The sequence below is a fragment of the Priestia sp. HNGD-A6 genome (assembly GCF_045784335.1).
Classification (GTDB): domain Bacteria; phylum Bacillota; class Bacilli; order Bacillales; family Bacillaceae_H; genus Priestia; species Priestia zanthoxyli.
This window is the reverse complement of the sequence record NZ_CP138621.1, coordinates 5097912-5111822: the sequence shown is the minus strand read 5'-3', so window position 1 is coordinate 5111822 and position 13911 is coordinate 5097912. Positions and strand designations below refer to the sequence as shown.

General features: G+C 39.2%; 12 protein-coding genes. 3 read left to right on the top strand and 9 right to left on the bottom strand.

Going from position 1 to position 13911, the window contains the following annotated elements:
- Positions 1-20: 20 nt before the first annotated feature.
- The 4 genes from SCI76_RS26565 to SCI76_RS26550 all read right to left on the bottom strand — a co-directional run bounded on the left by SCI76_RS26565 (position 21) and on the right by SCI76_RS26550 (position 4478).
- Positions 21-851: a carbohydrate ABC transporter permease gene (locus SCI76_RS26565; RefSeq protein ID WP_243494771.1), complete on the bottom strand. Its 831-nt coding sequence runs from the start codon at positions 849-851 to the stop codon at positions 21-23.
- Positions 851-1783, bottom strand: a complete 933-nt coding sequence (locus SCI76_RS26560) for a carbohydrate ABC transporter permease (RefSeq protein WP_063247805.1) — start codon at positions 1781-1783, stop codon at positions 851-853. Before SCI76_RS26560 ends, SCI76_RS26565 begins: the two co-directional genes overlap by 1 nt.
- An 89-nt stretch (positions 1784-1872) precedes the next feature.
- On the bottom strand, positions 1873-3132 hold the full coding sequence (locus tag SCI76_RS26555) for an ABC transporter substrate-binding protein (protein WP_407544811.1): 1260 nt from the start codon (positions 3130-3132) through the stop codon (positions 1873-1875).
- A 311-nt stretch (positions 3133-3443) separates the two neighbouring features.
- Positions 3444-4478 (bottom strand): LacI family DNA-binding transcriptional regulator, encoded by a 1035-nt coding sequence (locus SCI76_RS26550; protein ID WP_407544809.1) that lies wholly within the window; start codon positions 4476-4478, stop codon positions 3444-3446.
- Positions 4479-4811: 333 nt separating this feature from the next.
- Between SCI76_RS26550 and SCI76_RS26545 the strand changes: the two genes are divergently transcribed.
- Positions 4812-5567, top strand: coding sequence for a hypothetical protein (locus SCI76_RS26545; protein ID WP_221832973.1), 756 nt, complete (start codon positions 4812-4814; stop codon positions 5565-5567).
- 65 nt (positions 5568-5632) lie between these two features.
- Entirely contained in the window at positions 5633-6412 is a 780-nt protein-coding gene (locus SCI76_RS26540) for a class I SAM-dependent methyltransferase (RefSeq protein WP_063247801.1), read from the top strand.
- A gap of 75 nt (positions 6413-6487) precedes the next feature.
- On the opposite strand, the gene SCI76_RS26535 is transcribed toward SCI76_RS26540, so the two are convergent.
- From SCI76_RS26535 to SCI76_RS26515, 5 genes are all read right to left on the bottom strand, one after another.
- Positions 6488-7381 carry an alpha/beta fold hydrolase gene (locus SCI76_RS26535; RefSeq protein ID WP_407545249.1) on the bottom strand — a complete coding sequence of 298 codons (894 nt, stop codon included), beginning with the start codon at positions 7379-7381 and terminating at the stop codon, positions 6488-6490.
- Between the two features lie 324 nt (positions 7382-7705).
- Positions 7706-8842: a glycerate kinase gene (locus SCI76_RS26530; RefSeq protein WP_407544807.1), complete on the bottom strand. Its 1137-nt coding sequence runs from the start codon at positions 8840-8842 to the stop codon at positions 7706-7708.
- Positions 8843-8862: 20 nt separating this feature from the next.
- Positions 8863-10131, bottom strand: a complete 1269-nt coding sequence (locus SCI76_RS26525; protein WP_048019111.1) for a GntP family permease — start codon at positions 10129-10131, stop codon at positions 8863-8865.
- Between the two features lie 126 nt (positions 10132-10257).
- The gene (locus SCI76_RS26520; protein ID WP_063247797.1) at positions 10258-11355 is read right to left on the bottom strand and encodes a sugar diacid recognition domain-containing protein; all 1098 of its coding nucleotides are present in this window, start codon (positions 11353-11355) and stop codon (positions 10258-10260) included.
- A complete protein-coding gene (locus SCI76_RS26515) occupies positions 11352-12740 on the bottom strand; it encodes a sigma-54-dependent Fis family transcriptional regulator (protein WP_221832983.1) in 1389 nt (462 codons plus the stop codon). Before SCI76_RS26515 ends, SCI76_RS26520 begins: the two co-directional genes overlap by 4 nt.
- A 321-nt stretch (positions 12741-13061) precedes the next feature.
- Between SCI76_RS26515 and SCI76_RS26510 the strand changes: the two genes are divergently transcribed.
- On the top strand, positions 13062-13910 hold the full coding sequence (locus SCI76_RS26510; protein ID WP_034268775.1) for an N-acyl homoserine lactonase family protein: 849 nt from the start codon (positions 13062-13064) through the stop codon (positions 13908-13910).
- Position 13911 lies beyond the last annotated feature (1 nt).

The window sequence follows — 13911 nt, the reverse complement described above, 5'->3', positions numbered from 1 at the left end:
CTTCCTTCCTCGTATTGGTTTTATCCTTTTACAGATCCTGATGAAAGCCCTGCAATAAAGTATTTTTGTAGCACTAAAAATAAAATGGTCATTGGAAGCATCACAATAATCGCAGCTGCTCCTACTAAGCTAAGATTATTTTGATTTTCGGCAAAAAAGCTTGCTAGCGTAACGGTTAATGTATGCATTTCCTTATCTTGAAGGAAGAAAATCGCAAACTGATAGTCGTTCCAAATATAGACGCTTGCAATAATTAAAATAGACGCAGTGACAGGCTTTAGCAGTGGAAATACGATTTTAAAGAAAATCGTTAACGTGCCGGCCCCGTCGATTCTTGCTGCTTCCTCGAGCTCTTTAGAAATAGTGGAGCGAATGAAGCTCGCATATAAAAAGATCGTTAGCGGCAAAAATGCTGCGACATTATTTAAAATAGCAATTTGATACGTGTTCATCATCCCCATATTCACAACCATTTTGTACAGCGGAACTAGCGCTGTTAAAGGCGGTATTACCATCACGGCGATAAAGATAAAATAGACGTACTTATTTAGTTTCGTTTGGCGTCGCGCTAAAGGATACGCAGCCATTGATCCTAAAAAAATAAGCAGAATCGCCGAAACGAACGTAATGATAAATGTATTAACAAAAGAATTTCCTAAGTTGGCTTGCTCCCAAGCCGCTGTGAAATTTTCAAGGTGTATACTTTTTGGAAATACCCATTTTGAACTAAAATCCCCGGTTGCCTTTAAAGAAGTCGTAACTAGAATATAAAAAGGGACAATATGAACGAGCGTTATACAAAGCGCTAGAAAGGTAAAAAACCGTTTTTTCCGTTTATTTGTATAGTCCATCACGCTTCTGTCTCCTTTCGCTTAAAGTACACAAGTGCTGATAAGCTAATGACTAAGATAATGAGCGCCATGCACACACCTTGAGTTGCAGCATAGCCGGCGTCCTGTCTTCTAAAATATAAATCATACATAAAAGTAGACATTGACTGCGATGCATCTCCAGGTCCTCCTCCTGTCAGCGCAACAATGACGTCAAACAGTTTTAAACCTCCGATAATATTTAAAACGACGTTAATTGTAATCGAAGGCATGAGCAGTGGAAGCGTGATGTTTTTAAACTGTTGAAGAGCCGATGCTCCGTCAAGCTGTGCCGCCTCGTAATAATCTTTTGAAATACTTTGCAGCCCCGCTAAATAAATAATCATCGCAATTCCAACGAATTGATACGTATTGACGAACACAATAATCCAAGAGTTAAGCTCCGGAGTCCCCAAAGCATTAATCTTCTCAAAGCCTAAAAATACAAGAAGGTCATTTAAAGCGCCTCCTTGGTAGGCAAAAAAGAAGTACCAAATATACCCCATAATAATTGGGCTGATAATAACCGGAAGGTAGACAATTGTTCTTGTTACAGCTTTCATTTTAATGCTTTGATTCAGAAGTAAAGCGTATAACAAGCCAATAATATTTTGAAAAATAGTGCTGCCTATTCCGTAGAGCAGCGTATTTTTTATCACAAGCCAAGTCGTTGGGTCTGCAAGCAAACGTTTATACTGCTGGAGCCCAATCCAATCGTATATTTGTGAAAATCCATTCCAATTAGTAAAGGAAAGTCTAATTCCGTTAATAAAAGGATAGATAATAAAAACGGTGATAATTACTAAGCCGGGAAGGTACATCCACCATAAAGAAGACTCTGTTTTTAATTTTTTCTTTCGTTTTTCCGTATCTCTTACTACGGAAACCGACTCTTTCCTGACTATTTCATTCATCGTGTTCACTCCTATTTCAGCTTGTGTTGAAAAGAAGCAGAAGCCTATCTCCCTGCTTCTTAGCGAACAAGGAACTTTTGCACACTATTTTATTGTTTACTGAGACGCTTGTACTCTTTTTCCATCTCTTTTGATAATTGCTTTGGCGTTAAACTTCCCGCTAACAATTCTTGACCTGTAGAAGACATCACTGCCCACATACCGCTCGGTAAATACTTTCGGTCGAAGTATGGCTCAACTTTAATATCGCTATACTTATCGTAGTATTCAGAGTAGTAGTTTTGGGTTTTATTGTTTGTCAGAGCCGATGCTGAAGACGTTCCTTCGGCAATCTTTTTGGCAACTTCCGGCTGTGACACAAATTCAATAAATTTCTTAGCTTCTTTAAGGTGCTTAGAATCCTTCCACGCAGCAAGGGTAAAGCGCTCTCCGCCAATCCAGCTTTGCGTGCCTCCTTTATGAATAGCAGGCACCGGTACCGTTCCTACTTTTACTTCAGGATTTAATTCAGTTGCATCCGGTCCAAGAGATCCGCCCACAAATGTAAAAGCAATTTTATTTTGAGCCATTAATTCCGTTGCTTGAGATACTTTTGCGGTTAATACATCTTCATTCAGCAGCCCTTTTTTCTTCATTTCTGCCATTGTTTCCGCTAGCGGCGTATAGTTTGACCAATTGAATGTCCCTTTTTCCAACTGCTTAGCATAGTTCTTATTTTTTGCTGTAATAAGCTGAGGTGTAGCCAGCTGATCAAACACTTGAGCAATATTCCCATTTTCCCCTCCTGGGATCCATAAAGGAGCTACTTCTCCTTTGCTTTTCTTTTTTACTGTTTCTAACGCTGTTATAAATTCATCCATCGTGTTAGGAGGCTTTATTCCGTATTTTTCTAACAGCGTCGCATTATAGCTAATTCCGTCTTTTGCTTGATTTAAAGGATACGCATACACTTTGCCGCTTTTATCTTTTAAAATTTGATTTAGCGCCGGATCCAAATGCTGAACCCAATTCATATCTTTTAAATCTGCTACATACTCACCGTAGCGAAGCTGAGACCAGCCGTGCGTATCAAATAAATCAGGCATATCATTTGCACCCATTTTCACACGAAGCATATCTTCATAGCCGTTACCCGGAAAATTCGCATCAATTTTAATATCTGGATTTTGTTTTTCAAATTCTGCAATTGCGTTTTGAAGCGCTTTTCTCTCGCCTTTATTACTCATCGTAGAAAAAAGCGTTAACGTTGTTTTCCCATTTCCGCCTGTTGATGCTTCTTTATTTCCGCAGCCCGCTGCCACAACAGAAAAGACTAGTAATAGAACGAAAAGATACGTAAGCTTTTTCATTTATCTTCTTTCCTCCTTATACTCTATCAAGTTATAAATAACTGAATATTCAGTATTTTAATCATAGACAAATTCATTGCACAACGAAATAAAGTCACTTATAATTTAGTCCTATACCTTTACAAAGGTTCAAAGAGTCCTAGAGATGAAAAAGCTTTTTCATTTACATACTTATCTGCCAATAAGTATGTAGTTTCTAGGGCTTTTTAACCTGCCTTTTTTATGATTTTTTCTATTTTTCTTCCCCCTTATCACTCTTTATGTATGAATTCTGCTTTTTTATCACCCCCTTTCGAGTTATAGCTTTTAGGTTACTGCTTCTTGAGTAAAGCTCCACAGCTTTCACGGTAAATTAATTTAGTCGGCACCATGACTTTTAAAGGAATAGACCTGCCGCTTAGCCGATCCACTAGCATTTTAACAGCCTGCCTTCCCATTTCTTCGGTATATACTTTAACCGTGGTGAGCGGCGTGCTCGCAAATGCTGCGACATCCACATCATCAAAGCTTACAATCGCTACGTCTTCAGGAACCTTTATATTTGATTGCTGCAGGGCACGCATCGCCCCTATCGCCATTGCATCACTTGCGATAAAAAATGCCTGAGGAAGATTTCCTTGCTTAATCGCTTGTACCATCAGCTCATACCCTTCAGTCATTGAGTACTCTCCTATATAAACTTTCTCAGAATCAAGCAGCCCCTTTTCGTGCATAACGCTTTCAAAAACTGTTTGACGCTGATCTTCAATAATAGAACTTCCATTTATATAGTGTTCCCTTTCTGTTCCTCCGATATAGCCAATTCTTTTATAACCGAGGTCAAATAAATGATTTAATGCATGTTTAGTAGCTTTCTCAAAATCAATCATGACCGAATCGTACAAATCCTCATCCGCTTTGTGATTGATAAAAACAATAGTATCTAAATGATTGCTCACTTCTTGAACCGTTTCTGGACTAACTCTTCCCACTACAATTACTCCATCAAGATCCTGCAGCAGCTCTTCTTGCTTCATGCCTTTTAGTCTAAATGACTTTACTGTAAAAATTTCTTTTTCTGCGCATTCACTCTCTATTCCATGGCGAATAGAAGAGAAAAAAGGGTCTACTAACTCTTCTTCAAGGGATTGAGCAAAAATAATACCTATCCTTGGAGCTTCTATGTCTTTTCCGTTTGCCGTTCCTTTTCGTATCTTCACAGGCGTATATTGCAGCTCCTTGGCTGCATGAAGAATGCGCTCACGAGTAACCTCAGATACAGAAAGCGTATGATCATTATTTAGTACTCTGGATACGGTTGAACTGGAAACATTAGCGTACGCCGCTATATCTTTTAAAGTTGCCATCTTTTTACCTCTCTATTATAATCTTCTATTTTTACTAAATATTTATCTCTTATATTGGAAGAATAGCATATTAATAAAACGCTTTCAATAAATAATTTTAAAATTTCAGTAAATTTATTAAAATATCCTCCAAAATTCTTCATTTCTTTTGCTAGTTCCGCCGTTAAAATGACAAAATCACTGCTATTACTACTTTATTTTTATCACACTGCACTAAAACTCGAGTAAACTTTTAGTAAATAACAATTTTTATAAGAATTTGTTCATATTTGATATAAAACGGTTTGTTGGGGAAAATAAAAGGAGAAATACTGATAAGGAAAGAGAGAGCATATGATTAGCCAATATTCTTATTTTCAACAATGTCTGCCTGCCATTAAACAATTGCATAATATGAATTTCACGAAAGTACAGCTGTTGCAAAAAGACTTTTTAATAGGACAAGAAAATGGATTAAGCATGTACTACTCACCTCATAACGACTACATAAATCCAGACGCTCATATTGTCATTGCGGGCATCACACCGGGCTGGTTTCAAATGAAAACCGCTTTTAAACAATGCGTTTCCAGCCTGTCCCATCATCATCCGCTTGAACAAATACTGTACGAAACAAAAAAATCCGCTAGCTTTAGCGGAACGATGAGAGTCAATTTAATAGACATGTTAGACAGGTGCGGCGTTCAAAAAGCGATCGGTATGGACAGTGCCGCTGAGTTATTTGCTTCACAGCGAGATTTACTGCATACAACTTCTGTACTGAAATATCCCGTGTTTTATAAAGGAAAAAACTATACGGGCCATCAGCCGCCAATTGAACGATCAGCGCTTCTTTCACACTATGCTTTTGAAGTGTTTCCACAGGAATTGAACGAAATAAAGAATCCATGCTTAATCATTCCGCTAGGAAAAGCAGTTGAAAATGTTTTAAGAAAACTTTCGCGTGAACCTTCGTTTTCTAGGCATACGTATTTATTTGGCTTTCCTCATCCATCCGGAGCAAACGGACATCGAAAACGAATATTTGAAGAATACTTAAGTGAATTTACGGAAATTGTGGAGGATTGGGCTGTAAAAAGAAAGAGCTGAAACTAGTTTCAGCTCTTTTTTTGCTATAATTATGTAAAAATACGCCTACACGGAGGTCCGCTTTTATGTTAACAAATTTAGAAGAATATAATAACCCTATTTTATACGATGATGAAAATGAGCAGTATACAGAAGACGTTGCTTTTTTACTAACAGAAGCAGCTAACAAACGCGGAATGATCCTTGACTTAGCCTGTGGTACAGGGCGCGCAACTATTCCATTAGCACAAGCGGGACATTCCCTGATTGGAGTAGATATTCATCCACCTATGCTGCAAGAAGCGCAGAAGAAAGCCGAGGCTTTGAAGCTATCTGTTAAATGGGTGGAACAAGACTGTACTAAACTCGACTTAAAAGTAAAAAGCGACTTTATTTATATCGTAGGAAATTCATTTCAGCATTTTCTAACAAATGAGGAGCAGCATGTTTTTTTAAGCGGCGTTCATACGCATTTGAACGAAGGTGGAACCTTTATTGTTGGAATACGTTTTCCTTCTATAGAAGAGCTAACATCAACAGAAGCAGAAGAATATTGGAAAAGCTACCAAGATCCTGACACTCGATATACAACAGACGTCTACATAAGCAGCCACTATGATGCCATCAAACAAATTCAGTATAACCTCACAACTAGAAAGATAAGAGATCACGAAAAAATCATAAAAGAAATAACATCGAAAATAGATTTACGCTACACGTTCCCGAAAGAAATGGAACATCTTTTAACACGTAGCGGATTTATGATTACGAGCGTCTATGGAGATTGGAAAAAGAGCGCTTTGACCAACCAAAGCACTCAAATGATTTACGTTTGTAAAAAACAAAGAGTTCATCCTACCCCTTAATGGCGGCTGCAATCTTTTATTTGCAGCGTCATAAAAAAGGAGACCCCTGGTTCGGACTCCTTTTTCTTAAAACCTTTATTTCTTTGTACTTGAATTAATAGATGTATCTATAAAATCATTCACATATTTGCTCATTTCTCTGTACTTCGTCCAGTGTAAATAGTGATGCCCTTGTAAAACAACTAGCTTTTGCGACGATACGTGACTTAATTGGTTTTGATAAAACGTAATATTTGATTTTCCTTCTTTTGCTTCTTTATCTATTTTTCTAGTAAAAATCATTACGGGCATTTTTGAAGGAAACGACATATCGAGAGTTTTATTTATATTGTTGTTCAGTTCTTTTGCTTCATCAATGACGTTTTTGTTGTAGCCTTTCCAGCTGGAGATTGCTTTTGTCATTTTTAAATTTTTTGCTGTATACGTTCCTTCTTCGGCTAGCGGTAGATACTGATTAGGACTAGTAAGCAGGGCTAAGCGAGCAACTCCACTTGGCGCTAAAACACTCATCAAACTTGGTATATTCGGCCCTTCTTCTTTAAAATAATCCAGCGCTTTTGGCAACGTAGGGTCTATTCCAATAATTGCTTTTACTTCATCTGGATATTTATTAGCGTAATACATGCTGTACACGCCAGAAACTGAATGCGGCATTAATATATACGGACCCTTTATATTCGATTTTTGCAAAGCTTCTCTCATTTCGCTTACACTATTTTCTACCGTACGTTTTTTATTCGTAGTATCACTCCATCCGTATCCAAATGGTTCTACTACCACAACTTTATTATCCTTCGACAGTTCATTTACTAAAGGTTCAAAATCCAGTGCAGGCGCAGTCGTTCCTAGGCCGGTTAGTAGTACAATCGTATTTTCCCCTTTACCTTTTGTATATACATGAATATCTCTGCCATTAACCTCTACTAATTGACCAATAGGCGGGTACTTTTTCTTTTCCACTGCCGTCATTACTTGATTCGTTACACTCCATATGATGCATATCCCCAATATAGCTACTATCACGTTTCGTAGAATCCTCAAGAACCTAAACTTTTTTTGCACGTTTACTTCTCCTTTCCGTAAGTAGCAATTAACAAGCAGATGCCAACCCTAGTGACTCTTTGTGACTGCTTACTTACTATGACGCTTCAGAAAACATTTAGTTCTATTTCCTATATAAAATTTAAAAGAATGATAGCAGCTTACTTCAGCACTAAACGAAAAAAAGGCCTCTTCTTATGGAAGAGACCTTTTACTATTTATTAAAAAAGAACAATAAAAACTGTAACTCCTTCACTTGATGCCTAAGCGTATAACTGACGCTACGTTTTTAGCCGTTCGTTCAATGTTTTCACCCGCTTTTTCCAGCGCTTCTGACAGATCGACCGCTTCGGGCACGACGCTAAATAAAGCCGAAATACCATGTTCATACACAGCTTCGCTTCCTGCTCCAATGCTCCCTGCTATCGCTATCACCGGAACGCTATGCTTTTTTGCTGTTTTGGCTACGCCAATGGGTGTTTTTCCGTAAATGGTTTGTCCATCTATTTTTCCTTCACCGGTAATTACAAGATCGGCATTTTTAATATAGCTTTCTAGCTGAGTTGCTTTAATGACGATGTCTACACCTGGCTTTAACTCCGCAGATAAAAATGCCAGCAGGCCGCCTCCTAGTCCTCCTGCCGCTCCGGCACCAGGAATACTTTGAATATGAATACCCATTTCTTTTCCAACAATCGCTGCGTAATGAGCTAAATTACGGTCAAGCTGTTTAACCATATCAGGAGTTGCACCTTTTTGAGGACCAAACACAGCGGATGCTCCGGTTTCACCCGTTAACGGATTGTCTACGTCGCACGCCACTTCTACTTTGACTTCAGCAAGCCGAGAATCCAAGTTTGTCAGATCGATAGAGGCTAACTGATCTAAACTGCCTCCTCCTTCTTTTATTTCTGCTCCGTTAGCATCAAGAAGCTTTGCCCCTAAAGCTTTTGCCATACCGGCTCCTCCATCATTTGTAGCACTTCCTCCGATGCCAATGATGATATGCTTTACTTTATAATCTAACGCTTTAAGAATGAGCTCGCCCGTTCCTCGCGTTGTTGTGATAAGCGGGTTTCGTTTATCGACAGGAACATGATGAAGGCCTGAAGCGGCTGCCATTTCAATAACAGCCGTGTTGCCGTCTCCAAGAATTCCGTAAAAAGCTTCCACCTCTTTACCTAATGGTCCGGTTACTCGCGCTTGTATAATCTCTCCACCCGTTGCGTCTACAAGCGACTGAACAGTTCCTTCTCCTCCGTCTGCCATAGGTACTTTACTAATCTCCGCGTCTGGAAAATGAGCTTTTATTCCTTTTTCAACCGCTTCACAAACATGCAGAGCCGTTAAGCTTTCTTTAAATGAATCCGGTGCAATCACAATTTTCATAGAAACACTCCTTTTTGTTTTTACCCGTATAGCTTTAATACACCAAATATAAGCGTGGATACAATTGCCATAATGAGTCCAATCAGCGATTCATAAGGGATTAATTTTAAACGTTCTTTTATTTTCATATTTACACTTCCGCCCGTTGCGTGGAAAAAGCTTCCGTGGGGGAGGTGATCAAGTACGGTTGCTCCAGCATGAACCATAGCAGCTCCGGCTAAAGCAGAAACGCCTAGCTCTAAAATCGTCGATCCAAAAACTTGGCTTGCAACTGCTGTTCCTGCCGTTGTCGAAGCGGTTGCGGCTGACATAAAAATACCTGAAACCGGAGCTAAAACATAAGCTGGCAATCCAATGGCAGACAAGCCTTGAATAATCACGTCTTTTAACTGAGAGTTAGCAATGATTCCTGCCAATGTCCCCGTTCCAAGCAACATAATGGCTACACCTGACATTTTCCCTAACCCTGAAATAGCGTATGTATTAAGCTGTTTTCCTTTTTTCATCACAATGGCACCAACAATCCCTCCTGCGGGAAGAGCAACCATCGGATCAACATTAATATCAAAAAGCGGACGCAGCGCCAGCAGGACGATGGTAACGATTGGCGCTATGATGGCTGTTAAAAACAGCGGCAAGCTGCTTGCATCCACTGTATCTATTTCTTCAGCTCGAACCATTGTTCCTTTTTTCACTAATCGTTTGGCTACTACATAAGTAGCTGCTACGCCGAATATAGCGGGAATAATCCCTGCGGCCATTACGGATGTAAGCGGAATATTAAATGCATCTGAAGCAGCAATGGCGTTAGGATTAGGAGACATTAAATTCCCTGCCTTTCCTCCTCCGATCATTGCTAGTAAAATAGCAGGCTTTGACATACCCGTACGTTTCGCAATAGCTAAAGCAATAGGGGCTACTGTGATCACAGCAACATCAACAAACACGCCTACTGTCGTAAGAATAAGTGTGGCTAGCGCTAGCGCTAAAAGTGCTTTTGTTTCCCCGAGTTTTTTTACAATGGTTTCTGCTATAACCGCTGCAGCACCTGATTCTATTAATACGCCGGCTAATACCCCAGCTGCAAGAATCCGCAGCACTGCAGGAATGATGCCTTGCGCTCCTTCAATCATTAAAGTAACGGTATCAGCAATATTAACTCCGCCTATCAGTCCTCCTATTAAAGCTCCGGCTATCATTCCGTATGCAGGAGCCACTTTCTTTAGAATTAATATAATGGCAATTACTAATGCACAAATCGCGCCTAATGCGCTTACTTGAACGTCCATAAAGCATCCCCTTTCTTGTTTCCTCTATCCCCAATGCTAATTGTAAGCGCTACCTTTAATTCTTTCATTAGTCATTTCAACAAAAAAAGACCTTGCTATCACAAGATCTTTTATGCACGTGCACAATTATGAAATTTTAGATAGCAGTAGCGCTACATACAGTTCGAGAAGGTCTTTTACTTTCCTTGGATCTTTTCCCGTGATATCTTGAATTTTATCTAAACGGTAGCTTAGCGTATTTCGATGAATAAAAAGCTTTTTAGCTGCCGTGCTTCCTTCGCCATTTTCTTCTATGTAGATCGTTAACGTTTCGATAAGCTCTTTTTTCTTATCATATTCCTTAAGTTTTTCATAGTATTGCAACAGATCATGATTTTCTTGAAAACCGGCGCGTTGACGTAACAGTACGGGAATTTGATAATCCGAATAGCAGTAGAAATCAGTTTCTGGATGAAGCTTTGAACCAACCGAAAGCGTATCTTTTGCCTGCTGATACGATCTATGAAGGCCTTTAAAATCAGCTTGAACAGATCCTGCAGATAATTTATAAAGGCAATCAGACGCACGAAGCTGCTTTTCCAGCTGTTCAGCATAGCTGCTAGCGCTGCCGGCTTCTATAGATTTTAATAGAACCACTCCGTCTGGAAGCATAGCGTATAGATCATTATTAGCTATGTATTTCTTTACAACCTTCATAACTTCATGGCGATTTTCAGCTTTAATAATTAGTGCCATTCTTGGAAGGTATAAGTTAATATTAAACCGATTCGCTCGTTCAAAAAATAAGGAATCCAGCGGCTCTTCTTGTTGAAGAAGCTGATGAACCACCTCTTCTTTTAATCGTTCATCCCACTGAATTTCCTCTATTAAAATCATTTCTTGAAAAATCATTTCAGCCGCCATGCGCACGAGCTTTCCGTAATTACGAATCTGTTCTGGCAGTCCTGTTAATCCCACGACTCCAACAATGTCCCCGTTAAAGAAAATAGGCAAATTCACGCCCGGTTTGGCTCCACGCAGCGTGTCAGCCTGCTGCTGAGTAATTTCGTAGGAACTGCCGCTTTTTAATACCATTAGCGCTCCTTCGTGGATTTGGTCCATTCGCTTTTTGTCACCAGAACCAATAATGACTCCTTTTTCGTTCATCACGTTAATGTTGCAATCAATAATCTCCATTGTTCTACACACAATTTTCTGGGCTAATTCTTTTGTTACGTATCTCAAGCCTGCTCCTCTCTTTCTTTACATTCCCATCTTTTTAGTTTCTTTATTAAAGTAGAATGATCGATACCTAATTCTTTCGCTGCCTGCCGGAGTGATGGACAATGTTGAATAGTCTCTTTAACGAGTCGCTGTTCAAACTGCTCCACTTTCTTTTTTAGAGGTAAATAATCACATTTTTCATCTTCATAATAAGTATGAAAAGGTAAATGATGGGCTTCAATTGTTTCTCCAGGAATAGACACAATCATATTCTCCACCATATTTCGAAGCTCTCTTACATTTCCTGGCCATTGGTAAGCTTCTAATACTTGCTTCGCTTTATTTGATATGCGCTTTTGGACGTAATACAAGCTGCAAAAGTAGGAAACATAATGATCAACCAGTAAACTGATATCCTCTTTACGTTGAGATAGAGGCGGAAGGCTGATTTCGACTACCTTTAAACGGTAGTATAAATCTTCACGAAACCTCCCCTTTTTAATAAGCTCTCCTAGATGTTGATTTGTTGCCGAAATGATTCGTATATCGATACTTTTTGTTTTAGTTCCTCCAATTTTCTGTACCTGCTTTTCCTGTAACACTCGAAGCAGTTTCACTTGCAAGGAAATCGGCATTTCACCAATTTCATCAAGCATCAAGGTTCCGCCATCAGCGAGTTCTAACAGTCCTATTTTCCCTTCTGTTCGAGCGCCAGTAAAAGCTCCCTTTTCATAGCCGAACAACTCCGATTCTAGCAACGGCTCAGGAATGGCTCCGCAGTTCACTTTAATAAATGGCTGATTGTTTCTATCGCTTGAATCGTGAATAAGGTTAGCGACTACTTCTTTTCCGGATCCTGAGGGACCTGATAGAAGAATACTTGTAGGAAACGGAGCTACTTGTTTGGCTTGCTGATAAACCAAGTTCATCCTATTGCTTTGAAACACTAGGGGCTGTTCCGACCCATTCACTTTTACAGCGTATTTATTTGCATTCATATGCGAAAACTCTTGTACCTTTAAAAGCTCTTTTTTAACTGCGTTTAACTGTGTAATATCCTGTACAGTGGTCACAACGAGCTCTATTTCACCTTGTTTGTTAAACACTGGATTTCCTGTTACCATAACATCTCTTTCGCTTGAAATGGTTTGCATAATAGAGCGCTGCTGTTTTTCTACTAACACAAGTAGGGAAACAGATTGATCAATATATCCTTCATCGATAACGGTTTGCATATGCTTTCCTAATACGTCTCGTTTATTTGTTCCTGTGATTTTTTCATAAGCTTCATTTACATATATCGTTATTCCCTTTTTATTTACTACATATATTCCGTCCGTAGAGAATTCAATGATGGCCTGTAACGTTTCGTTCGTCAAATCTTTTTTCCCTTTAAAAGAAGTCATTGTTTCGCATTCCTTTCTTATGGTGAATTTCTGCCAACATATGGTGAAAATTTTCACCACTAACCATTCAATGCACAATAGCCTTTTTCCTTCTAAAAGCGGTGAATTTTTTCCGCACTTGGTTATAAGAACCAAGGAAAACTGCGCTAATATTTACTTTTCAAATACTGGCATAAAAATTGCAGTCTAGTATGTTGAAAGAATAGGAAAGAGTCTATCCATTTTAAAAAGGATTATTCTCTCCAGCATATAGGGTAAATGTAGTATAAAGTGATTTTGAAAACGCAAACAAAAATTCAACTACGTTTAGGAGGCTATTATATGTGTAATATTATCAAACCTAACCCAAAGCTTTATGTGATGGACAACGGCTCGATGCAAATGGATAAAAACTGGATGCTTGCAATGCATAACCCAGCAACTGTTAAGAACCCTCATGCACCTACGGAATTTGTAGAGTTTCCAATTTATACTGTATTAATTGATCATCCTGAAGGGAAAATTCTGTTTGATACAGCCTGCAACCCTGAATCAATGGGACCACAAGGGCGTTGGACTGAAGCAACTCAACAAATGTTTCCTTACTCCGCTACAGAAGAATGTTATTTACCAAATCGATTAGAACAATTAGGGGTTGACCCTAAAGAAATTAAATTTGTTGTTGCCTCCCACCTTCATCTTGATCATGCCGGCTGCTTAGAATTGTTCACTAACGCCACTGTTATCGTTCATGAAGATGAGTTAAACGGCACTCTTCAGTCTTATGCACGCAATCAAAAAGAAGGTGCTTACATTTGGGCTGACATTGACGCCTGGATAAAAAATGACCTTCGTTGGAAAACGATTAAACGAAACGAAGATACCATCAAACTGGCAGAAGGAATTAATGTCTTGAATTTTGGAAGCGGACATGCTTGGGGTATGCTTGGTCTTCATGTTCATTTGCCTGAAACAGGTGGCATTATCTTAGCATCCGATACAATCTATACAGCTGAGAGCTATGGTCCTCCTGTTAAACCACCCGGTATTATCTACGACTCTCTTGGATATGCAAACACGGTTGAACGTATACGCCGTCTAGCCTATGAAACTAATTCGCAAGTTTGGTTTGGTCACGATGCAAATCAATTTCAGCAGTTCCGCAAATCTACTGAAGGTTATTACGAATGAA